At 72.5% G+C, this 23,685-nt stretch carries 14 protein-coding genes; 6 read left to right on the top strand and 8 right to left on the bottom strand.

The genetic code is table 11. The features are described from left to right. The first annotated feature begins 33 nt into the window (after nt 1-33). Both ACT2CW_RS30980 and ACT2CW_RS30975 read left to right on the top strand, forming a co-directional pair. Nucleotides 34-1,881 carry a stealth family protein gene (locus ACT2CW_RS30980; RefSeq protein ID WP_445519034.1) on the top strand — a complete coding sequence of 616 codons (1,848 nt, stop codon included), beginning with the start codon at nt 34-36 and terminating at the stop codon, nt 1,879-1,881. Beyond that, the gene (locus ACT2CW_RS30975; RefSeq protein WP_445519033.1) at nt 1,854-2,960 is read left to right on the top strand and encodes an FkbM family methyltransferase; all 1,107 of its coding nucleotides are present in this window, start codon (nt 1,854-1,856) and stop codon (nt 2,958-2,960) included. Before ACT2CW_RS30980 ends, ACT2CW_RS30975 begins: the two co-directional genes overlap by 28 nt. 81 nt (nt 2,961-3,041) lie before the next feature. On the opposite strand, the gene ACT2CW_RS30970 is transcribed toward ACT2CW_RS30975, so the two are convergent. Both ACT2CW_RS30970 and ACT2CW_RS30965 read right to left on the bottom strand, forming a co-directional pair. Further along, nucleotides 3,042-3,395, bottom strand: coding sequence for a VOC family protein (locus tag ACT2CW_RS30970; RefSeq protein ID WP_445519032.1), 354 nt, complete (start codon nt 3,393-3,395; stop codon nt 3,042-3,044). A gap of 41 nt (nt 3,396-3,436) precedes the next feature. Further along, entirely contained in the window at nt 3,437-5,245 is a 1,809-nt protein-coding gene (locus ACT2CW_RS30965) for a glycosyltransferase family 39 protein (RefSeq protein ID WP_445519031.1), read from the bottom strand. Nucleotides 5,246-5,391: 146 nt separating this feature from the next. Here ACT2CW_RS30965 and ACT2CW_RS30960 point away from each other — a divergent pair, with 146 nt between their 5' ends. Both ACT2CW_RS30960 and ACT2CW_RS30955 read left to right on the top strand, forming a co-directional pair. Next, nucleotides 5,392-7,446, top strand: coding sequence for a hypothetical protein (locus ACT2CW_RS30960; protein ID WP_445519030.1), 2,055 nt, complete (start codon nt 5,392-5,394; stop codon nt 7,444-7,446). A gap of 214 nt (nt 7,447-7,660) precedes the next feature. Next, a complete protein-coding gene (locus tag ACT2CW_RS30955; RefSeq protein ID WP_445519029.1) occupies nt 7,661-9,673 on the top strand; it encodes a glycosyltransferase in 2,013 nt (670 codons plus the stop codon). A gap of 250 nt (nt 9,674-9,923) precedes the next feature. Here ACT2CW_RS30955 and ACT2CW_RS30950 read toward each other — a convergent pair whose 3' ends face one another. The 3 genes from ACT2CW_RS30950 to ACT2CW_RS30940 all read right to left on the bottom strand — a co-directional run bounded on the left by ACT2CW_RS30950 (nt 9,924) and on the right by ACT2CW_RS30940 (nt 19,427). Next, complete coding sequence (locus tag ACT2CW_RS30950; RefSeq protein ID WP_445519028.1) at nt 9,924-11,933, bottom strand: glycosyltransferase family 2 protein; 2,010 nt, start codon at nt 11,931-11,933, stop codon at nt 9,924-9,926. An 88-nt stretch (nt 11,934-12,021) separates the two neighbouring features. Next, entirely contained in the window at nt 12,022-14,274 is a 2,253-nt protein-coding gene (locus tag ACT2CW_RS30945; RefSeq protein ID WP_445519027.1) for a bifunctional glycosyltransferase/CDP-glycerol:glycerophosphate glycerophosphotransferase, read from the bottom strand. 176 nt (nt 14,275-14,450) lie between these two features. Then, nucleotides 14,451-19,427: an NAD-glutamate dehydrogenase gene (locus ACT2CW_RS30940; protein WP_164436491.1), complete on the bottom strand. Its 4,977-nt coding sequence runs from the start codon at nt 19,425-19,427 to the stop codon at nt 14,451-14,453. A 454-nt stretch (nt 19,428-19,881) separates the two neighbouring features. Here ACT2CW_RS30940 and ACT2CW_RS30935 point away from each other — a divergent pair, with 454 nt between their 5' ends. Further along, nucleotides 19,882-20,448, top strand: coding sequence for a DJ-1/PfpI family protein (locus ACT2CW_RS30935; RefSeq protein ID WP_414084636.1), 567 nt, complete (start codon nt 19,882-19,884; stop codon nt 20,446-20,448). Nucleotides 20,449-20,603: 155 nt separating this feature from the next. Here ACT2CW_RS30935 and ACT2CW_RS30930 read toward each other — a convergent pair whose 3' ends face one another. The 3 genes from ACT2CW_RS30930 to ACT2CW_RS30920 form a co-directional block, all read right to left on the bottom strand. After that, the gene (locus ACT2CW_RS30930; protein ID WP_445519026.1) at nt 20,604-21,272 is read right to left on the bottom strand and encodes an HAD family hydrolase; all 669 of its coding nucleotides are present in this window, start codon (nt 21,270-21,272) and stop codon (nt 20,604-20,606) included. 35 nt (nt 21,273-21,307) lie between these two features. After that, on the bottom strand, nt 21,308-21,814 hold the full coding sequence (locus tag ACT2CW_RS30925; RefSeq protein ID WP_432048460.1) for a DUF6912 family protein: 507 nt from the start codon (nt 21,812-21,814) through the stop codon (nt 21,308-21,310). Between the two features lie 343 nt (nt 21,815-22,157). After that, nucleotides 22,158-22,577, bottom strand: a complete 420-nt coding sequence (locus ACT2CW_RS30920) for a hypothetical protein (protein ID WP_445519025.1) — start codon at nt 22,575-22,577, stop codon at nt 22,158-22,160. Between the two features lie 58 nt (nt 22,578-22,635). Between ACT2CW_RS30920 and ACT2CW_RS30915 the strand changes: the two genes are divergently transcribed. Further along, on the top strand, nt 22,636-23,007 hold the full coding sequence (locus tag ACT2CW_RS30915) for an Rv3235 family protein (protein WP_037954809.1): 372 nt from the start codon (nt 22,636-22,638) through the stop codon (nt 23,005-23,007). Nucleotides 23,008-23,685: the final 678 nt, after the last annotated feature.

Genomic DNA, 23,685 nt, shown 5'->3' with positions numbered 1-23,685 from the left:
CCCCCGTCCCGACGCCCCGACCCAGGACGCACGATGCCCCTCACCGCACCGCCCGTCGCCCCTCGCCCCTGGCTCGCCGACCCGCCGCCGCTGGTGCGCGGTTACCGGCGTACGGTCCCGCTGCCGTTGCGCCGCGCGGTCGTCGCCGTGACCGGCCCCGGGCTGCGCCGGGCGGCCATGCGGGGCCTGGGCGGGCTGTCGGCCGCCTCCGGCTCGCTGCGGCTGCGCCGGGCCCGGCGGCGGATGCGGCGGGCCGGGCTGCTGGCCGGATCATCCGGCCGGATGGTGATCGCCGACGGACGGGGCGGCGCCCTCGTGGCGACCCTGGTCCCCTCCCCCACCCCGCTGTTCGCGCGCGCCGAGAATCTGCGGCTGGTGTGCGAGGCCCTGGACCGGGCCCGGATCGACCACTTCGTGGTCCGCTGCTACAGCAACGTCGGCTCGGCCGTGGGCGTCCGGGCCGATCAGCGGGCCGAGGTGGTCAAGGCGCTGGCCGCGCTGTGCGCCGAGGAGGCCGGGTATGTCTCACTGCCCCCGCGGCGCGGCCACCCGGCGCCCCCGCCCCGGCTCGGCGGTACCCGACGGGCCTGGCGGCGGCTGGCCGCCGCCCCCGTGGTCCGCTTCACCCGCTTCCACACCGGGCCGGGCGGACGGCTGGTCCTCGGCCCGGCGCACGGCTGCGACATCGAGTTCTGGGAGCCGGGCGGGCAGGGCGAGGAGCGGGTGCTGATCGCGCCGCGCTTCAACCGCACCACCGCGTCGGTGCCGCTCGTGGGCGAGCCGGTGCGCGCCCCCGACCAGCTGTTCACCCGGCTCGCCCCGCCCGTCGGCTGGCAGCCGGGGCCGCTGGTGCGCACCCGCCCGGAGTTCCTGACCCGGCTGCCGGACGAGGTCCGCTTCCCCATCGACGTCGTCTACACCTGGGTGGACGGCTCGGATCCGCAGTGGCAGCGGCGGCGTGCGGCCCTCGCGGGCACGGGCTATCACGCCCAGGCCGCCAACGCCGCCCGCTACGCCAACCGCGACGAGCTGCGCTATTCGCTGCGCTCGCTGTACCTGTACGCCCCCTGGGTGCGACACATCTACCTGGTGACCGACCGTCAGGTGCCCGACTGGCTGGCCGTCTCGCACCCGGGGATCACCGTCGTGGACCACCACGACATCTTCGACGACCCCGATGTGCTGCCCACCTTCAACTCCCACGCCATCGAGACCCGGCTGCACCACATCGACGGACTCGCCGAGCACTTCCTCTACTTCAACGACGATGTCTTCCTCGGCTCGCCGGTCACTCCGCAGGACTTCTTCCTGGCCAACGGCGTCTCCAAGTTCTTCCCGTCCCGCGCGCTGATCCCGCTCACCCCCGTGGGCCCCGGCGACGTGCCCGTATCGGCGGCGGGCAAGAACAACCGGGCGCTGCTGGAGGAGCGGTTCGGCCCGGCCATCACCCAGAAGATGAAGCACACCCCGCACGCCCTGCGCACCAGCGTGCTCGCCGAGATCGAGAAGGAGTTCCCGGACGCGGTCCGCGCGACCATGGCCAGCCGGGTGCGCTCGACGTCGGACATCTCCGTACCGTCCTCGCTCCACCACTACTACGCGTTCCTGACCGGGCGCGCGGTCCCCGCCCAGCTGCGCTACGACTACTTCGACCTGGCCCAGCCCGCCATCCGCGCCCGGCTGGCCAGACTGCTGCGGGCCCGCCACTGCCAGGCGTTCTGCCTCAACGACACGGTCTCCTCCGCGCACGACCTCGAGGACCAGCTGGCGCTGGTCCGCCCCTTCCTCGACGCCTACTTCCCCCTCCCCAGCCCGCTGGAGCGGGCCGTCACCCGACAGGAGACGCGGCAGCCATGCCCCTCGCCATCACCCTTCCCCTGAACCCGGACGTCCTCGAGGCGGGCGGGCCGTATCCGCGGGCGCTCAATGTGCTCAGCCGCAAACAGACCGCCGTGCAGCGGCAGTTGCGGCGCGCCGGGCTCGCGGGCTACGAGCCGACCACCCAAGCCACCTTGCTGGCGCTGGCCCAGCAGGCGCCGGAGGGCAGCGCGGTGTACGACATCGGCGCGCACATCGGGCTGTACTCGGCGCTGATCAGCGCGGTGTACGGGGACGGCGGGCGCGGACCGCGGGCCATCGCGTTCGAGCCGACCCCGGAGACGGCCGCCCTGTGCCGCCGGATCCGGGATTGCAACCGGCTCGGCTTCGAGGTGCAGCAGACCGCGCTGGCCGATGAACCGGGCACCGCCGAGCTGTACTTCTCCCTCAAGTCGGAGTCCTCCAACTCGCTGAACCCGGCCCACCGCCGGCACACCGAGTCGGTCACGGTGCCGGTCACGACGGTCGACACGTTCACCGGGGAGCGCGGTCTCGCCCCGCATCTGATCAAGATCGATGTGGAGACGTTCGAGGCGGCGGTGTTGCGCGGGTCGTACGACACGATCCGGCGTCACCGGCCGTGGATCGTGTGCGAACTGCTCCCCGGCGCGGACCACACGGCGCTGCGCACCGCGCTGGCGCCGCTGACCGCCATGGACTACGGCCTCCACCCGATCACCCCGGAGGCGCCCTGGCACCGCTATGACGAGACCACGTACCGGTCCGCGGTGAGCGGCCAGTGCCGCGACTGGCTGCTGGCGCCGCGGCCGCTGACGCCCGCCTTCCACCGGGTGGTGCGGCGGTGGCTGATCGCGATTCTGGCGTGCGACGAGACGACGAACATCATCACGACCGACAAGGCGTCCTTCCCGTACGGCTGGAACGCGCCGTACCGCTCGGCGCGGGGGGCGGCGCGGGGTGCTGTGCGGGTGCCCCGTACGGGTCCGCGGGGTGCGGCGCGGGTTCCGCTCACCGGGCTGCTGCGGCTGGCGGGCGCCGCGGCGATGGCGCGCCGCGCCGTTGTTCCGGCTCGGCGGGCGCCCGGTGCGCAGGCTACGGGGAGTGGGTCGTTGCGGGGATGAGGGGGCTCCGCCCCCTTACCGCGCCGGGGCTCCGCCCCGGGCTCCGCTCTTCAATCCCCGGAGGGGCTGGATAACCGAGCCTTACTGGCGCCGCTGACCCAGGATGCAGAACTCGTTGCCTTCGGGATCCGCCAATACGACCCACGATTGCTCACCCTGGCCGATATCGACACGCCGTGCGCCGTGCGCCACCAGACGAGCCACCTCGGCGTCCTGGTCATCGGGCCGGAAGTCGAGATGCAGCCGGCTCTTGGCCTTCTTGCTCTCATTGATCCGGACGAAGTCCAACCCCGGCACGCGATCCGGCGCCGGGCGGATCTCGAACTCGTCATCGGAGGAGTGGACCACAACCCAGCCAAGAGCCTCGGCCCACCACTGCCCCAGGGCCACCGGATCTTCCGAATGAACGATTACCTGTTCCCATTCCAAGGTCATCCGCAGAGCTTAGACCTGCGAGGCTGCGGAAAACCATCGGTTCAGTGCGCGGGCCCCACGCGCACATAGCGCTCCAGGCGGACGCCGGGCAGGCACAGCGAGTACGCCAGCCGGAAGTGCCCCGTCAGCACCGGGGCCTTCGGGCCGCGGGTCTCCGGTTCATCGGCCGCGATCAGCCATGCCGAGCGCGCTCCGTCCAGCCGTCGCAGCAGCTCGGTGGGGCCGACATCGACCCCGTAGAGCGTGCCGGAGGCCGGGCCGGGGGTGGCCAGCGCGATGTCGCGCAGCCCGGCGAGGGGGCGCGGATAGGCGATGGCGATCCGCCGTTCCTTGGGCGGGTCGTACAGCACGGGCTCACCCGGCAGGGTGAGGCGCCCCACCGCGGCGGACAGCGCCGCCAGATCGTCCTGACGGCTCAACGGCTCCCGCTCCCGCTGGTGCAGCGGGAACTGCCAGCCGAACGCGCAGCCGATCGCGACGACCCCGGCCGCCGCGACCACGGCCCGGCGCCGAGCGGCCAGCGTCTCCACCGGCCGACCGGCCACCGCCTCCGCCAGTCGGTCGGCCCCCGCTGCGGCCAGTAGGGGGATGCCCGCGAGGGCGAAGAGGAGGTAGCGCTCGTGGAAGCAGGGGCGGTGGAGGGCCAGGGCGAAGAGGAGGACGGGCGGGACGCAGATCAGGGGCAGGGCGACGGCGGTCAGCGTGCGTCGGCGGGGGCGGATCACGGCGATCGCGAGCAGCAGGAGGTTGACGGCGAGGACGAGGGCGCTGGGGCCCGCGAACTCCTCGACCACCGCCCACAGCCGACCCGGCGTCGGATGCCGTATCCAGGCGATCTGCGCGCTCTGCCGCCGGGCCACCAACGCCAGCGGGACCACCGCCCCCACCGCCCCGGCCGCCGCGCTCCCCCAGCCCCACCACACGCGGCGCGGGGCGCGCGAGACGAGCAGCGTCAGCGCGTGCGCGGCGAGCATGAGCACGGCGAACACGTGCAGCAGCGCGGTCACGGCCACCACTCCCCCGTACGCGGCCCAGCGCCACCCCGCCGCACGGCCCCGCGCCTCGGGCCCGCCCGGACCCGGACCCGGACCCGGCGCCAGGCGGGGCGCGTCGCCGCGTACCCGTACGGCCGAACGGACCCGTGTGGCCGACGCCGCCCCCGGGCCGGAGGCGGGCGGGGGCGTGGGGGCCGCGCCCGGCGCGGGACCGGGCGCGAGGGCCGTTCCCTCGCCGGGCCCGAGCGCCGGACCCCGCGCGGGCCGGTCCGCCCGGCTGCCCGCCTGGCCACCCGCCCAGCCCGCTCGGCTGGTCGCCCGACCGGCCGCTGGCCCGGCCGTCCGACCGACCCACCATCCGCGCGCACGGCCGGTCGTCCGGCTCGCCGCCCGCCTGACCCCTCTACTGCCCGCCCTACTGCCCCCTCCGCTCGCCTCCGGCGCCAGCCCCGCCGCGCCCACCAGCAGATACGTCGCCCCCGCCGCGCTCGCCGCGACCAGTGCGTAGGAGCGGCCCTCCTGGGCGTAGTGGGTGACCACGGGCGTGGTCGCGTAGAGCAGACCGGCCCACAGGCCCACCCGGGGGCGGGCCAGGCGGCAGCCCAGGGCGGCGACCAGGGCGGTGGCGGCCACGGCGGCGAGCACCGAGGGCAGACGCATGGTCACCTCGGAGGGCCAGAGCGCCAGGACCGGGTGCATCAGCAGGTAGTAGAGCCCGTGGACGGCGTCCACCGTGCCGAGCGCGTGGCGGATCTGAGGGAGGGTCCGCCGGGCCATCTGGTACGTCACGGACTCATCGCGCCACATCGTGCCCCGGTCCAGCCCCCACAGCCCCAGGCCGAGCATGACGGCCATCGGGACCACGATCGCCGTTGGCCTGGAGATCCCGCGCTTTCGCACCCTCACCTCACCCACTCCACACGGCAACAAAAGGCATAAATACGACTATTCGCCTACAGTGTGCAGTCAGAACGACTCATCCGCCGCGAAGGGCACGCGTCATGAACCGCCTCGGTATCGAAAGCCCCCGCGGTCTCGTGGCCTTCGCCGCGCTGACCGGGTGTCTGGTGACCATGGCGGTGGCGGCGCTCACCGGGGCCGGAGAGGTCTTCGCCGCCGCCGGGCTGGCCGGATGCGGCTGCGAGCTGCTGCTGCACCGCACCGCGCCGGGGCTGATGACCCGTCTGGGGCGGCTCCACATGGGCGCCACCTCACGCTTCGAGTTCCGCTGCGTACTGCTGCTCCTGCTGCTCGGCCGACTCCATGTCACCGGGCCCATCGGGCTGGCCGCCGCCATGACGCTGGTGCTGTGTCTGCTCGCCGGGCAGGCCCTGCACGCCGCGCTCACCACCCTCATCCGGCGGCGCCGCGCCCTCGCGGTCGCGGCCCGCAACATCGATCTGCGCCGACTGGACATCAGCGACCGGCCGCCCCGCAGACTCACCGAATGGCCCGGTCAGCGGATCCTGGTCTACGAGCTGTCCGCCCTGCTCGGGCTCACCGCGTCGCTGACCACCGGCGACGCCCGCTGGGTGGTGGCGGCGCTCACCCTCGCCGCCGGGTCCTCCCTGATCACGGTGGTGGCGCTCGTTCCGTACCTGGTCCGGGCCACCCGTCGGCTGCCCGGCGCCGCCGAGGTGCTGGCCGAGGTGGACGCCTGGCTGATCCGTCACCGCCCCCGCACGGTGCTCTACTTCTCCGGCCCGCGCGAACGCGCCGACCAGGTCGCCCGCTGGCTGGGGCCGGTGGCCGCGCTGCACACCCCGTCCCTGGTCATCCTGCGCGAACGGGAACTGCTGGAGGCCCTGGAGCCGACCCCGCTGCCGGTGCTGTGCGTGCCGAGCGCCGCGCATCTGTCACAGCTGGACCTGAGCGGAGTACGGGTCGCGCTCTACCCCGCCAACACCGGCCGGAACATCCACCTCCTGCGGATCCCCACCATGCAGCACGTCTTCCTGGCCCCCGGCGACGGCGACGAGACCGCCGACGTCGATCCGTACAGCAAGGTCTACGACCAGGTGTGGGTCGCGGGCGAGGCGGGGCGCCGCCGCTATGTGCGGGCCGCGGTCGGCGTCGAGGAGGCCGACATCGTGGAGATCGGCCGCCCCCAGCTCGACGGCCTGCGCGTCGCGGGAGCCGGCCATGGCCCCGCGCCGACGCCCACGCCCCTGCCCACCGTGCTGTACGCGCCCACCCGTGACCTCCCGGCGGGTGAGCCGATCGTCCGAGCGCTGCTGGAGAGCGAACGCCCGGTCCGGGTGCTCTACCGGCCGCATCCGCCCACCGGCCACCGCTCCCCCGAGGACCAGGCCGCCCACCGCCGTATCGTCGCCCTGATCCAGGCCGCGAACGAGCGACGGGCCGCGGCGGCCCTCGCGGCGAACGCCCTCGACAACGGCACCTTCGCCGCCGAGGCCCTCCGCACCGAAGCCGCCCGCCGCCGCGCCGAGTTGACCAAGCGCATCGCCGCGCTCGACGCCCGCCTGCGCCGGGCGGACGCCGACGAGGCCATGCTCACCAGAGACCGCGCCGCACCCGACCCGGCCCTGCTCACCGAGGCCGAGGGGCTGCGCCGGGAGTGGCACCAGGCCCACTGGGCGGCCTCACCGCCCTGGCTCCACCAGGTGATCGAGGGGGACACCCCCACCCTCCACTCCTGCTTCGACCAGGCCGATCTGCTGATCGGCGACCCCTCCGACGTGGTCGGCGACTTCCTCGCCACCCTCAAGCCGTACGCCCTCACCGTCCCGGCGGGGCTCGGCGAGGAGGAGTTCCGGCGGCGACACGTCATGGCCAGGGCGGCCTATCCACTCGGTCCCGGGGCATCAGCAATGCGGAACCTCCTGCGCCCGCTCTTCGACCCCTCCCTCGACGAGCTGCGCACCGCCCGCCGCGAGGTGAAGGAATTTCTCCTCGGCCCCGCCACACCACCGTCCATCCAGCGCTTCACCGACGCCGTCGACGCGCTCGCCGAGAAGGGAGAGGCGGTCGTCCGGCTGCGCGACCTCCACACGGCCCCGCCGCCCGGCGCCGGACGCTGGTCCATCACCCGGTAACACGACATCCCCCACGTACGTCACCCGGTAACACGAAACCCCACACGTACAGCACCCGGTAACACGACACCCCACATCTACGTCACCCGGTGGCAGCACTTCCCACACCCGGATCTCACCCCAGGCCCCCACCATGAGCTTCCGCCCCCGGCCCCGCCCCCAGGAGCCCCCCTCCCACGCCTCCTGAGCCCCCCGCACACCTTCCGGAGCCAGCATGCCGCGCAATCACCGCACCGGCCCGCCTCCCCGTGTCAGCGTGATCGTCCCCGCCCGTGACGCCATGCCCGGAATCACCCGGGCCGTCACCTCCGCCATGGAGCAGACCCTCGGGCTCAGCCGCCTCGACATCATCGCCGTCGACGACGGATCGGCCGACGGCACCGCGGAGGAGCTGGACCGGCTCGCCGCCGGCTGCCCCTCGCTCCATGTGGTCCGCGACCCCCACCCCTGCCGCGGCGGCGCCGGCGGCCCCCGGAACACCGGACTGGCCCGCGCCACCGGCGACTTCGTCTTCTTCCTGGACGCCGACGCCCGGCTCGCGCCCGACGCGCTGCGCCGCATGGTCGCGATGGCCGACCAGAACGGCACCGACGTGGTCCTGGGCAAGATGGTCTCCCCGGACGGGCGCGGCGTCCCCAAGGCGGTCTTCCGCCACAACCAGCTGCGCACCGACGTCCACAGCTCGCACGCCTACGCCAGCCTGGAGCCGTGCAAGCTCTTCCGCCGCTCCCTGATCGAACGACTGCGGCTGCGCTTCCCCGCCCACCTCCGCCACGGCGAGGGCAAGCCCTTCACCGCGGCCGCCTATCTCAACGCCTCCGGGATCTCCGTCGTCGCCGACTACGACTGCTACCACCTGGGCCCGAACGCGGGCCGCGCCGCCCCCGGTCTCGCCGAGCGCGTCGAGGCCATGCGGCCGCTGTTCGAGACCGCCGCCCGGCACACCCGGTCCGGCGCCCGCCGCGACGCGGTGATGCGCCACCACATCCGGCGCGAGCTGTGCCCGGCCCTGCGCCTGCTGCCGCGCGAGGACGAGACCGAGGTCCGCGAGCGGTTCCTGCCCGAGCTGCGCCGCTGGGCGCTGGCCCACTGCTCCGACGCGCTCTTCCCCACCCTCACCGCGCCCGAGCGGCTGATGGTGCATCTGCTGCGCACCGGCCGCTACGAGGATCTGCTGTCCGTCGTGCGCAACGCCAAGCGGGACGCCAGGTGCGGCCATCTGGTGGAGAAGGGCAGCGTCTACTGGCTGCACCCCTTCTTCCGCGACCCCGACGCCGAGGTCCCCGACGCCTGCTTCGACGTCACCGACCGGCTGCCGGTCCGGCACCACCTCGCGGGCGCGGGCTGGCACGGCCGCAGCACCCTGCGGGTGCGCGGCCGGGCGGCCATCGACGGGCTGGAGGCCGACCCCGAGGAGGACCGCGCCGAGCTGGTGCTGCGCCGCCGCGAGGCGCGGGACGAGGTGCGGATCCCGGTGGACGCCGTGTCGGAGGACGATCCCGCGCGGTTCGAGGCGGACGTGGACATCGCCACCGCCGACGGCGGCACCCCGCTGCGCCCCGGGGTCTGGGACGTCTTCCTCGACGTCCGCGCCCAGGGCATCAGCCGCACCGTGCGGTTCGGCAGCCGCCATGACGACCTGCTCGACATCGGCACCGCGCGCCGGGTGGTGGCCGCCGGGCCCGGGCTGCGCGCCCGGGTCACGCCGTACTTCACCAGCCCGTACCGCAATCTCTCCCTCGACATCGGCCCGGCCCCGCGCGGGGCGCCCTGCGAGGTGACGGAGGCCGTGTGGCACCCGTCGGACAAAGGCACCCTCGTCGTCGCCGGACGGCTGCTGCCGCCCGGCACCCCGGCGCGCGGGCGGGTGCTGCGGCTGCGCGCCGAGCACACCGACGGACGGGTCCACGACCATCCGGTGCGGTTCGCCGCGGGGCATCCGGCGGGCGCCTTCACCGCCCGGCTGCCGGTGCGGGACCTGGGCCGCGGCCGGTGGACGGTGACGCTGGCCGTCGTCTCCCCCGGCGACGACCAGGGCCGGGGCCGCACCGCGCCGCCCGCCGCGCCCGTGCCGCCGCCCGCCCGGCTGCCCGGCGCCCGCTGGGTGCGGCGCGGGCGGCCGTACTACGCCAAGCCGCTCATGGGGCGCGGCGAGGTGACCCTGGAGCTGCGGGTGGCCCCGGTCCGACTGCTCGCCGCCGTACGCAACCGGCTGGGCCTGAACTGACCGCCGGGCGCCTGCGGCGGGCCACGCGGCGGAGCCGCATATCGACGCTTTCCCCTACCCGCCCCTTCCCGTTACCAGGGGCTTCGCCCCTGGACCCCGGGACGCCCTTCGGGCGTGTCCTCAATCTCCCCCAGCTACCGCTGGGAGGTGCCCCCTGACGGGCTGATTTCAGCCCCTCCGGCGTTTGAGGAGCGGGGTCTGGGGCGGAGCCCCAGTTGTGGGAAGGGGCGGGTAGGGGAATCTGTCCCGCTCACCACCCCAGCCGCCGCCGCACCCCCGTGACGACCTTGATCGGGGCCACCTCCAGGCCCAGGGCCCGCGCCGGGCCCAGGGCCACCGGCTTGGCGTAGTACGGACGGCAGCCGAAGCGGAGCCAGCGGGTGGCGGCCAGCCGGTCGAAGTACGGCACGATCGCGGTGCGGCGCGGCGCGTCCTCCCCGGGGCCGTCCATGACCAGCGTCAGCGTCCAGCAGCCCGGACCCAGGCGGCCGATCGGCAGCCGGGCGGTGAAGACGTTCACGGAGCCGCCCTGCTCACCGCGCACCGGCACCTCGTACACCCCGCCCGCCCCCGTCTCGGCGCGCAGCCGCAGCACCCCGCCGTCCCGCACCGCCTCCTCGGTCAGCCGTCCGCCGACCAGCAGGGTGCCGCGGCTGCGCCAGATGGTCCTGAGCACCTGGCAGGGCGGGTCGAGGGGATGGGCCACCTCGCCGACGTCGAGCGAGAGATTTCCGTACGGGGTGAAGTACGGCACCACCGTCACCGGGCCCTGGCAGGTGGTGACGCGGCGCCGGGTGGGACGGGTGACCTCACCGCCCTCGCGCCGGTTGCCGAACCGCACCGTACGGCTGACGCCCTGGGCACGGACGTCCAGGTAGATGTTCCACAGCCCCCGCTCCAGGGGGGCGCCGCCGTCGGCGGTGGCCGGGTCGATCTCGGCGGTGAAGCCCGCCATCTCGTACCGCCGCCCCTCGCCCGGCAGCGGATGGGCGGACGGGCACGGCGTGGTGGGCAGCCGGACCTCGGGGCGGTCGGCCCGGTACTTGCGCAGCACGATCTCGGTGGCCGGTTCGAGGGAGTCCACGTCCTCGACATACGCGTGCCCGGCCAGCCGCAGCACCCCGCCGTGCCAGCTCGCCGCCTCCAGGTGGTGCTGGACCGGCAGCCGGTCGGTGACGTCGAAGCAGATGTCGGGGACGGCGGCGGTGTGGTCGCGGAAGAAGGGGTGCAGCCAGTAGACCCGGCCCTTGTCGACGAGATGGCCGCGCCGCTCGTCCCGTCCGGCGTTCCGGGCCACGGTCAGCACATCGTCGAAACGGTCGGCGCGCAGCAGATGGACCAGCAGCCGGTCGGGGGCGTCGAGCCGCTGGAAGAGGGCGTCGGTCACCCAGGTGCTCGCCCAGTGCCGGAACTCGGGGAAGAACCGCTCCCGCGCGTCCTGTTCGCTCTCGCGGGGCAGCAGGGCGCGCAGTGGCCCGCACAGCTCCCACTCCACATGGCGGCGCATGATCTGGTCCCGGCGCGGGCCCGGTTCCAGATAGCGGGCCACGGTCTCGAAGCACAGCCGGGTGCCGTCCATGCGGTGGGCGAGGTCGGAGGCGGTGAGGGTGAGGTTGGTGCGGTTCTCGCGGTAGCGGACGTAGTAGCAGTCGTAGTCGGCGACCACCGAGATTCCGGAGGCGTTGAGGTAGGCGGCCGCGGTGAACGGCTTGTCCTCGCAGTTGCGGTAGGGCGGGAAGCGCAGCTGCAACCGCTCGATGAGGGAGCGCCGGAACAGCTTCCACGGGCCCAGGGTCAGATAGGCGTGGGAGGAGAAGATGTCCGTACGGGGCTGATTGCGCTGGAAGACGGCCCGGGGCACGGCCCGTCCGCCCACGGAGGCGATCTTGCCGAGGACGATGTCGGTGCCGTGGGCGTCGGCCATGGCGACCATGCGGCGCAGCGCGTCCGGGCCCAGATAGTCGTCGGAGTCGAGGAAGAAGACGAAGTCGCCCCGGGCGTGGTCGAGGCCGGTGTTGCGGGGGACGCCCGCGCAGCCGGAGTTCTCCTGGTGGATGACGTGGAGCGCGGGGCAGGTGCGGGCCAGCCGCTCCAGCTCCTCGCCGGTGCCGTCGGCCGAACCGTCGTCCACCGCGATGATCTCGACCCGGTCCTGGCCGAGGGTCTGGTCCATCGCGGAGGTGACGGCCCGGGTCAGCTCCGGCAGGGCGTTGTAGGCGGGGATGATCACACTGACACGAGGTCGGGACAGAGCGGGCATGACGGGCTCCTGACTCCGGGCTCTCGACGGGTCGGGGTCGGGGTGGGACCTAGGACACGGCGGACCGCCGGACCACGCAGCGGATCGGTCACTCGGCGGTGAGGACGCCGCCGTGCGGCCCCGCCGGGGCGCTGTCCGCCAGGGGTCGCACCTGGGGCACGGGCGGAACGGGAAGCGCCGTCTCGTCCTGGCCCAGCATCAGGGCCCGCACCACCCGCTCGGCCGCGCGGCCGTCGTCGAACCGGCAGAAGCGGGCCCGGAAGGCGGTCCGCAGCGCGGTCGCGTCCGCGTCGCACCAGCGGCCCTCGCGGAAGACCTCGACCAGCTCCCGCTCGGTGCGGGCGACGGCCCCCGGGGTCTCGCCGGGGGACCCCGACAGCAGGTCGAAGTAGACACCGCGGGAGGACCGGTAGATGTCCCAGTCGTCGGCGTAGATCACGACGGGGCGGTCCAGCACGGCGTAGTCGAACATCATCGACGAGTAGTCGGTGATCAGCGCGTCGGCCGCCAGGCACAGCTCCTCCACCGACCGGTGGCGCGAGACGTCGATCACCGACCCGGCCTCCTGGAGCCGGGCCAGCTCGTCATCCGGCCGGTAGGAGTAGTGGGCCCGCACCAACAGCGTGGTCTCCGGGCCGAGTTCGCGGCTGAGGCGCTCCAGGTCCAGCCGGGGCGTGAACCCCTTCTGGTAGTCGCGGAGGGTGGGCGCGTAGAGGAGGGCGGTGTTCCCGGCCGGGATTCCCAACTCCTCGCGGATCCGCCGGATATCGTCCTCGGTCGCGGTGAAGAAGACGTCATTGCGCGGATATCCGTACTCCAGCAGCCGGTACGCGGCGGGGTAGACCCGCTCCCAGATCTGGCTGGAGTGCGGATTGGAGGAGAGGGCGAAGTCCCAGCGGTCGATGCGCTTGAGCAGATTGCCGAAGCTCATTCCGCCCGCGGCGGCGGGATAGCGCTGCTGATCCAGGCCCATGCATTTGAGCGGGGTGCCGTGGAATGTCTGAAGATGCACCGTGCCCGGCCGCTTCACCACCTCATTGGGGAAGTTGACGTTGTTGATGAGGTATTTCGCGCGGGCCACCGTGCGGTAGAAGTCGCGGGTGCCGATGACGACGTAGTCGACGCCTTCCGGAAGCGTCTCGATCTCCGACTTCTTGACCGCCCACACCCCGTGGATCTCCGGCGCCAGCTCCCGCGCCTTGTGGTAGATCGCCCCCGGATTGCACAGCACCCCACGCCCCCAGTACGCGGAGTAGACGGCCAACTGGGGGTCGACAGGCCGCTGCCGGTGCAGCCGGTACAGACCCTGCTTGGCGCGCGCCGCCAGCGGCGGCCGGACGGTACGGCGCAGCTTGCGGGCCCCGGCGGCGGCCCGTACGGCCAGCTCGTGCTCGCGGTAGCGGAGGAAGGAGCCGGACGCCAGCGCCTCGAAGCGCCAACGGCCCTCGACCGGCGGGGTGAACCCGGCCGGGAGATGGGCGCGGTACCACTCGGCGGCGCGGGCGAAGAAGCGCGGCCGGTCCGCCGTCGCCACCCGGGAGGTCCGGTCAAGACAGAACAGGAAATGCGATACGGCCCGCTCGAAGAGCAGCGGGCGCAGCGGATCCAGATGCGGCCGGTCGTCGAGGAAGTCGAAGAGCCGGGTGTACTGCTGGAAGATGATGAAGTGCTTCTCGCCGGGGCTTGACGTACTGGCCCCGACCCGCCGCTGCCGGTATTCCAGGCCCACCAGGTCCACACAGGCTATTCGGCGCGCGGTGAGCATCGTCTTGTACGAGAGCAGGGCGTCCTCGTAGATGCCCTCGCTGAACGCGAAGCCGTGCCGGGTATAGAAATCCCGGTGGTAGACGCGATTGGACGACATCGCGAACAGCCGCAGGAATTCCGGGCGTTCGACGGCGGAGAAGACATCGGTGCCCGCCGAGGCCAGCAGTTCCCCGAAGAGACTGGGGGCCCGGCGCTCCGACCAGTAGGTGCGTACGTGGTTGAAGTAGAGGATCTCCGGGTCGTGGGTGAGGGCGAGCCGGTCGGCGAGGCCCTGGAGGGTGCCCGGGGCGAGGGTGTCATCGCCGTCCAGGAAGAGCAGATAGTCCCCGCTCGCCCGCTCCACCCCGGCGTTACGGGCCCGGCCGGGGCCGGAGTTGACCCGCTGGTGCACGGGCACGACCCGGCTGTCGCGCGCCGCGTACACGTCGATGATCGCGCCGCAGTGGTCCGGTGAGCGGTCGTCCACGGCGACCACCTCGAGGTCGGGATACGACTGCGTCAGCACGGAGTCCAGGCAGGCGCCCAGATAGCCCTGGACGCGATAGGCGGCGATGACGATGGTGAAGCGGGGCATAAGGCTCCTCGGGACGCGGTGGCGGTTCGAGGCGCGAAGCACTCACTGACCACCCACGCTAGGTGGGTTCGTCCCGGTATGCCCGCTCGGTCGTTGGAGGGTCGTCCAAGCGGGTGACAAACGCCCCCGGCGGGCATGAAGTCCACCGGGGGCGCCGTAGGAGCGTGCCGACCGCGTCAGCTGTGGGTGCGCAGCAGCGTCCGCATCGTCCGCATCGCGACCGACAGATTGGCCAGGTCGAAGGTTTCCGACGACTGGATCTCATCGAGCGTGGTGCGGGCCCGCTGGAGGATCGCGGCGTTCTTCTCCTCCCACGCCTTGAAGCGCTGCTCGGGCGTGGAGCCGCCGTTGCCCACCGACAGCACATCGGCGGTCAGGGCGGCCTGGGCCGCGTACAGGTCCTCGCGGATGGAGACCCGGGCCATGGACTGCCACCGGTCCGCGCGCGGCAGCTCGATGATCCGGTCCATCAGCTGGCTGATCCGCAGCCGGTCGGCCAGGTCGTAGTAGACCTCGGCGACCGCCAGCGGGTCCTTGCCGGTGCGGTCCGCGATGGCCACGATGTCCAGCGTCGGGAAGGCCGAGGAGAAGCCCGCCACCCGGGTGGCCAGGTCCTCCGGGACACGCGCCGCGGTCAGGTCGTCGTAGATCCGCTGGTACCACTCGATGTCGGAGCCGCGCAGCAGCTTGGGCAGCTGCGCCCGGACCGCGCTGACCCGCTCGCCGAAGAAGTCGATCGTCTCGGCCAGCTCGAGCGGCTGCGGGCGGTTGTTCAGCAGCCAGCGGGTGCCGCGCTCGACCAGCCGGCGGGAGTGCAGCCGCATCCGGGTCTGGATGTCGGCGTCGACCACCGTGTCCAGCGCCTCGACGTCGTCCCACACCTGGTTCAGCTCGAAGATCGCACGGGCCGCGGTCTGGGCGCGCACGACCTCCTCGGTGGAGGCCCCGGTCTCCTCCCGCATCCGGTGCAGGAAGGTCGACCCCGCGGTGTTGACGGTGTCGTTGACCAGCACCGTGGTGATGATCTCGCGCCGCAGGGCGTGGCCGTCGATGTACTCGGGGAACCGCTGGCGCAGCGCCTGCGGGAAGTACGCGTGCAGCAGCCGCTGGAGGTACGGGTCGTCGGGCAGCCCGGTGGTGATCAGCTCATCGGCCACCGTGATCTTGACGTAGGCCAGCAGCACCGCCAGCTCGGGCTGGGTCAGACCGCGCCCGGCGGAGAGCCGCTCGCGGATCTGGCGGTCGGTGGGCAGGAACTCCAGCGCCCGGTCCAGCCGCCCCTCGCGGCCCAGGCGGCGCATCAGCCGCTGGTGGGCGTGGAGCAGGCTGGAGGACTGGACGACGGAGTTGGCCAGCGCCACGTTCTGCGCGTAGTTGTTGCGCAGCACCAGCGCGCCGACCTCGTCGGTCATCTCGGCGAGCAGCTTGTTGCGCTGCTTGAGGGTGAGATCGCCCTCGGTGACCAGGGCGTTGAGCAGGATCTTGATGTTCACCTCGTGGTCGGAGGTGTCCACACCGGCGCTGTTGTCGATCGCGTCGGTGTTGATCCGGCCGCCGTTCGAGGCGAACTCGATCCGGCCGAGCTGGGTCAGCCCCAGGTTGCCGCCCTCGCCGACGACCTTGACCCGCAGATCCTGGCCGTCCACCCGGATCGCGTCATTGGCCTTGTCGCCCACATCGCCGTGCGACTCGGTGGACGCCTTGACGTAGGTGCCGATGCCGCCGTTCCACAGCAGGTCCACCGGGGCCTTGAGGATCGTCTTCATCAGATCGGCCGGGGTCATCTTGGCGACCCGCTTCTCGATCCCGAGCGCGGCCCGCACCTGCGGGGTGATCGGGATGGCCTTGGCCGAACGGGGGTGGATGCCGCCGCCCGCCGACAGCAGCTCGGCGTTGTAGTCCTCCCACGAGGAGCGCGGCAGCTCGAACAGGCGGCGGCGCTCGGCGTAGGAGGTGGCCGCGTCCGGGTTCGGGTCCAGGAAGATGTGCCGGTGGTCGAAGGCGGCGATCAGCCGGATGTGCTCGCTCAGCAGCATCCCGTTGCCGAACACGTCACCGGACATGTCACCGACGCCCACGACCGTGAAGTCCTGGGTCTGGGTGTCATGGCCCAGCTCGCGGAAGTGGCGCTTGACCGACTCCCAGGCGCCGCGGGCGGTGATGCCCATGCCCTTGTGGTCGTATCCGGCGGAGCCGCCGGAGGCGAAGGCGTCCCCGAGCCAGAAGCCGTACGCCTGCGCCACGTCGTTGGCGATGTCGGAGAAGGTCGCGGTGCCCTTGTCGGCGGCGACGACCAGGTAGGTGTCGTCCCCGTCGTGGCGGACCACGTCCTTCGGTGGCTCGACCTGCCCGGCGACCATGTTGTCGGTGATGTCGAGCAGACCGGAGATGAAGGTCTTGTAGCAGGCGATGCCCTCGGCCATCCAGGCGTCGCGGTCCACGGACGGGTCCGGCAGCCGCTTGCCGACGAAGCCGCCCTTGGCGCCCACCGGCACGATGACGGTGTTCTTCACCATCTGCGCCTTGACCAGGCCGAGGATCTCGGTGCGGAAGTCCTCACGCCGGTCGGACCAGCGCAAGCCCCCGCGCGCGACCTTGCCGAACCGCAGGTGCACACCCTCGACCCGGGGCGAGTAGACCCAGATCTCGTACGCCGGGCGGGGCGCGGGCAGATCCGGCACCGCCTGCGGGTCCAGCTTGATCGACAGGTAGTCGTGCGGCTTGTCGTGGGCGTTCTTCTGGAAGTGGTTGGTCCGGAGAGTGGCCTTGATCAGGGTGAGGAACGAGCGCAGGATGCGGTCCTCGTCCAGCGAGGCCACCTGGTCCAGCGCCGCGTCCAGCTCCTCCAGCAGGGCGTCGGTCAGCTCCAGGCCCGCCCGCTGCCGCTCCGGCGACATCCGGGCCTCGAAGAGGGAGACCAGCAGCCGGGTGGTGTGCACATTGTTGCGGAGGGTGTCCTCCATGTACGACTGGCTGAAGGTGGAACCGGCCTGCCGCAGGTACTTGGCGTAGGCCCGCAGCACCATCGCCTGCCGCCAGTCCAGACCCGCGCCCAGCACCAGCTGGTTGAAGTCGTCGCTCTCGGCCTGGCCGGTCCACACCGCGGCGAACGCGTTCTGGAAGCGCTCACGGGCGTCGTCGGCCAGCGCCTCGCCCTCGCGCAGCGGCAGCCGCAGCCCGAAGTCGTAGATCCAGGCGGTGGTCTTGTCCGAGCAGCGCAGCTCGTACGGGCGCTCGTCCACCACCTCGACACCGAGGGTGTTGAGCACCGGGAGCACCGCGGACAGCGAGATCTGGGCCCCGGCCCGGTAGATCTTGAAGCGGCGCTCGGCGTGGGCCGCGCCCACCGGCTCGTAGAGGCTGAGCGCGAAGTCCTTCTCGCCGTCCTTCAGCCGCTCCAGGTGCTGGAGGTCGGCCACGGCGCCGCGCGGGGTGTGGTCCGCCTTGTAGCCCTCGGGGAAGGCGTGCTGGTAGCGGCGGAGCAGCTCGGCGGCGCGCTCCTCGCCGACCTCGGAGACCAGCGCGTCGGTGAAGCCGTCGGCCCAGGAGCGGGCGGCCTCGATCAGCCGGCTCTCGATCCGCTCCACATCGGAGTCGGTGAGGTCGGGCAGCTCGGTGCCGGGCTGGACGCGGACCACGAAGTGCAGCCGCGAGAGCACCGATTCGGTGTGCAGGGCGGTGAAGTCGACCGGCGGGCGGCCGCTCAGCTCCTCCAGCAGGATGTCGGTCAGCCGCAGCCGCACATCGGTGGTGAAACGATCGCGCGGAAGGTAGACCAGCGCGGAGTAGTAGCGCCCGTACTCGTCCTGGCGCAGGAACATCCGCAGCCGACGGCGCTCCTGGAGGTAGAGCACGCTGGTGGCGATCGAGCGGAGCTGGTCGACCGGGGTCTGGAACAGCTCGTCGCGCGGGTAGGTCTCCAGGATCTGCATCAGGTCACGGCCGTCGTGGCTATTGGCCGCGAAACCCGCGCCCGCGAGCACCTCGTCGACCTTGCGACGGATCACCGGGACCCGGCGCACCGACTCGGTGTACGCGGCGGAGGAGAACAGCCCCAGGAAGCGGCGCTCGCCGATCACATTGCCCTCGGCGTCGAACTTCTTCACGCCGATGTAGTCCAGGTACGAGGGGCGGTGGACGGTGGCGCGGCTGTTCGCCTTGGTCAGCACCAGCAGCTTGCGCTCGCGCGCCTTGGCGCGGGCGTCGGCCGGCAGCCGGTTGAAGGCCGGGGACACCGGGGTGCCGGGGCCCGCGTGGGCGCTCTCGTCGGTGTCCTTGTGCTGCGGGTCGGAGCGGAGGATGCCGAGGCCGGTGCCGGGCACCGCGGTCAGCGCGTCCTCCTCGCCACCGGCCTCGGTGGGGACCCGCGTCAGCTCGTACTCGCGGAAGCCGATGAAGGTGAAGTGGTCGTCCGAGAGCCAGCGCAGCAGCTCACGGGCCTCCTCCACCTCCTCCTCGCGGACCTCGGCGGCCTTCGGCTCGTCCGGCAGGCCCTCGGCGAGGCGCAGCGCGGAGTCGCGCATCTTCTCCCAGTCCTCGACGGCCTCGCGGACATCGGACAGGACGCGCAGCAGATCGGCGGTGATCTGCTTCAGATCGCCGCGGTCGGTCTCGCGGTCGGTCTCGACATGGATCCAGGACTCCACGACCGCGTCATGCGGGAGCTTCTTCCGCTTCTTCCGGGACGGGCCGTCCGGGGAGATGTCGAGCATCTCGATCAGCTTGCCGGTGATGTCACGGCGCACGATCACCTGCGGGTGGATCACGACATGGATGCCGCGCCCCTGGCGGGTGAGCTCATTGGTGACCGAGTCGACCAGGAACGGCATGTCGTCGGTGACCACCTCGACCACGGAGTGGCTGCACGTCCAGCCGTGCTCCTCGACGGTCGGGGTGTGCACCCGGACGTTCGCCGTGCCCTGCGGACGCACCTCGGCGAGCCGGTAGTGGGAGAGCGCCGCCCCGAAGACATCGACCGGGTCACGATCGGCGAGGTCCTCGGGAGGCGTGTGCAGGTAGTAGTGCTGGAGGTATGCGGTCAGGGTCTCCGGTCCTGGGCCCTGTACCGGTTGCCCCCCGGCAGGGCTGTTCTCAGCGACCCGGGCGGCCCGTTCGAGCAACTCGGCCTTGGCTTCGTCCAGCTTGGTCTGCATGTCCTCTGGCTCCTGTCGCGCGCCGTTGCGTGACATCGATGGCGGTGGCATGACGCCGCGACGCGAAAAATCCGGTCGTGAACGACGGTATGCCGGATCGGGAAATGGCCGGGGTGTACTCGGCCGTAAGTGACCAAGACCCCACGCGCCACGGGTCAGCGGCGGCTCGGGCCCGGGCCTGGTGGGGCGCCGGGCGCGGAGCGAGGGCCTCGTTGCCCTCACGGACTATCGCGCTGATCACGCAGTAAGGCTATCGCTCCTCCCCAGGGGGCCGTCATGAGCCGTTCGTGTACAAAACCGGGCCCTGAAGTTTGACGAAATGGACAGCGACCTGGAGGGGCGCACGGGCCGATGATGCGCCGCTTATGCACCCTTGGCAAAGCGTGGACGCGGATGCACCGTGATCTGGACGGTGGTAAGCACGGTGGTAGGCGTGGACCTGGAGGTGCGTGGCATGGCTGCGAAGATCCTGCTGGTGACCGGCGACGCGGCCGAATCGCTGGAGGTGCTCTATCCGTACCAGCGGCTGCGCGAGGAGGGGTACGAGGTCCATGTCGCGGCCCCGAGCCGCAAGACGCTGCGCCTGGTGGTCCATGACTTCGAAGAGGGCTTCGACACCTACACCGAGAAGCCGGGCTATACGATCCCCGCCGACCTGGCCTTCTCCGAGGTGGACCCCGGGCAGTACGCCGCGCTGGTGATCCCGGGCGGCCGGGCCCCGGAGTATCTGCGGAACGACCCCGAGCTGCGCAAGATCTGCAAGGCGTTCTTCGACGCGGACAAGCCGGTGGCGCAGATCTGCCACGGCCCGCTGCTGACGGCGGCCGTGGGCGGCCTGAGCGGCCGGCGGGTCACGGCGTATCCGGCGCTGGAGCCGGACATGCAGGCGGCGGGGGCGGACTACCAGGACGCGGAGGTCGTGGTCGACGGCACGCTGGTCTCATCGCGGGCGTGGCCGGACCATCCGGCGTGGATGCGGGAGTTCCTGGCGGTGCTGCGGTCGAAGGCGCCGGTGGTGTGAGGGGGGCGGGGGTGTGAGGGGGCGGTGGCCGTGTGAGGGTGACGGTGGTCTGAGGGGGCAGTGGCGGTGTGAGGGTGACGGTGCGGCCCCGGGGGCACTCGTCTCACCTGGCTCACCGCCTCACACGACCCACTCATCGGCATGTCTCACCTGGCTCACTCGTCGGCCATGCGCTCGGCCTCCCGTACGGCCTCCTCGAGCGTGTCCACGACCGGCACCCCGGCCGCCTCCAGACTGGCCCGGCTGTGCGAACCGCCCGTGTAGAGCACGGCGCGCGCCCCCACGTGCCGCGCCGCCACCGCGTCGTCCAGGGCGTCCCCGATCACCACCATCCGCTGCGGCGGCACCCCTTCGAGCGCGGCGATATGGCGCATCATCTGCTCGGCCTTGCCGGTGTTGCTCTGTCCTGTGCGGCCGTCCACCCGGACGAAATGGCGCTCGATGCCGTGCGTCCGCACGAGGGGGAGCAGATACTCATGCGGGGCCAGTGAGCACAACGACTGGGTGAGACCCGCCTCCTGCCACTCGGTGAGCAGCTGCCGGGCGCCGATCGCCAGCGCGGCGCTCTCGGCCAGCGCCCAGTAGTGCCGGTGGAACGCCTGGTCCATGACCGCCCACTCCTCGTCAGTGGGCAGCCGCCCCATCAGCCGCTCGTAGAAGCGGGGCACCGGGACGCAGTACAGGTCGCGATAGCGCTCGAGGGTGATCGGCGGCAGCCCGATCTCCTGGAACGAGGCGTTCGTCGCCGAGATCACGGCGTCGATGTCGTGGAGCAGCGTGCCGTTCCAGTCCCAGACGAGGTGCGTCACGTGGTTCTTCCCCATCCCACGACCGTACCCGGAGGGTCGGACAGCGGGCATCAATCGATCAGATTGGGGATCTCCTGGGTGGCGTACCAGAGCAGTTCGTGGTCCTCGGCGCCGTCCACGGTGAACTGCGCGTCGTCGTCACCGAGGTCGGCCGCGCCGAGCGCGTCGGCGGCCGCGGCGATGTCCCGCTCGGCGTCGTCGGCGTCCAGATGGACGGCGGCCGCCTTCGCGAGCGGTATGGCCGCCTTGATCCGCACCTCGCCCAGCGCGGACTGGTCCAGCCCCCGGTCCGGATCGGCGACCGCCTGACCGTCGGGCACGTCCACGGCCACCACGACCCGGCGGCGGGGCGCTTGGGGGTCGACGGCGAGCAGCCGCAGCGACGCCTGCGCGGCTCGGCTCAGCGCCGCGTACTCCAGCTCCTCGATGTCGTCGGACAGATACCACTCGCGGAGCGCCGGGGTGACCGCATAGGCGGTGAGCGGCATCGGCCCCAGGTGGCCCTCCTTGTACGCCTCGGCGAGACCGGAGAGGGTCAGGGGGACGTAGACGCGCATGACTGCCGCTTTCATAGAGACCAATAGGCCCCCAGCATACGATCGCCCGTCCCCGGGCCCGAGCCTTCCGCGAAGGGCCGCTGGTCCCCTTTCGGGGGACAGCGGCCGAAGGGCCCGTACGAAGACGAGACCGAGCCGCGCTCGAGCCGATGACCGGGGCCGACGATCCGCCGCATGCCCCGAATAGGTGAACCGCGGTGCGAGCGCGAAGGGGGCTCGGCGCTGATTGCGGAGGCCGAAAACCCGCCGGTAGAAGACTCTCCGACGAAAGCTACCGCCCGGTATTCCACCGGGCCGCGGAGAACGGGGCGAGCGGCATGAGCGAGGGCGTCCACGCGACGGATCAGACCACGAACGGGACCACGAACTGGGCAACGAACCGGGCCACCACGAACCCGGCCACGAACCGGGCCACCACGAACCGGGCCACGAACCGCGCTACGACGGCCGGGGAGGCCGTACGCCGGCGCGGCGGCAGCGGCCCAGGACGAAGCGGCCCACCCGGCCGCAAGGACCCCCGCCGCCCCCGCACCACCCCCACAACGGCGACACCCCACACCACGGCCGCGCCGCCCACGACCACACCACCCCAGACGGCCCGCACGACGGCCGCACGGCCCAGCGCGACAGCAGGACCGCCCGCGACGACGGCACCACGCGGCGCCACACCGCCCGCCCCGGCCGCACGGCCCACGACTACGGCACCGCGCATCACCACACCGCCCGCCCCGGCCGCGCCGCCCAGGACGGCCGCGCTGGGCATCACCGCACCGCCTGCCCCGGCCGCGCACCGCGCGGCCACCGCGTCCCGTGCCGCGGCCGTGTCGCGGTCCGCGGCGGCCGCCGCGGCGTGGCGGGAGCGGGATCGGCTGCCGCGTTACTGGTTCGCCAACCGGCTGGTGCTCACCCTCAGCGGTCAGCGCCCCGTCCACACGCTCCTCGGGCACGCCCTCCCGGCCGCCTACGACCAGCTGATCGAGCTCGCTCCGCGCGCGCCGCTGCGTCCCGCCGGAGAGCGGGCCACAGCGCCCCTGGTGCGGCGCTGTGGCGAGTACCAGCCCAGGCATGGGGTGATCGAGGCGTTCGCCCGGATCGCCTCCGGAGACCGGCTCACAGCGCTCGCGTTCCGGCTCGAGCTCGGCGCCGACGCGCGCTGGCGCTGCGCCGCGATCGACCTTGGGCCGCTCGCGTAGGCGGTGTCCGACGGATCTCGACGCCTGCGGCGGGCTGGTCCTCGGCCGGGGCTGCGACGCCAGGGGCACCTATGGGTTGTGGTGACGGGGTCTTTCCCCTCCCCGCCCCTTCCCGCTACCAGGGGCTCCGCCCCTGGACCCCGCTCCTCAAACTCCCCCAGCTACCGCTGGGAGGTACCCCCTGGAGGGGCTGGATTGGCTCCCCGCCCCTTCCCGCAGCAGCGGTAGGTATGCGGCTCCACCGCGTGACGGGGGCGGGGCCCCTGGTCACGGGGGTCCGGAGGCGAAGCCCCAGGTCACAGGGGCCCGGAGGCGGAGCCCCAGGTAACGGGGTCCGGAGGCAGAGCCCCGGGTTACGGCGGTCTGGAGGCGAAGCCCAGGTCACGGGGACCCGGGAGCGGAATCCCAGGTCATGGGGACCCGGGAGCGAAGCCCCAGGCACCGGGGCCCGAGGGCGGAACCCCAGGTCACGGGGACCCGGGAGCGAAGCCCCAGGCACCGGGGGCCCGGAGGCAAAGCCCCAGGTCACAGGGGTCCGGAGGCGGAGCCCCAGGTCACGGGGACCCGGAAGCGGAGCCCCAGGTCACGGGGACCCGGAAGCGGAGCCCCAGGTCACGGGGACCCGGAAGCGGAGCCCCAGGTCACGGGGACCCGGAAGCGGAGCCCCAGGTCACGGGG

The sequence above is a fragment of the Streptomyces sp. NEAU-174 genome (genome assembly GCF_052665095.1).
This window is presented reverse-complemented; position numbering and strand designations above follow the sequence as displayed.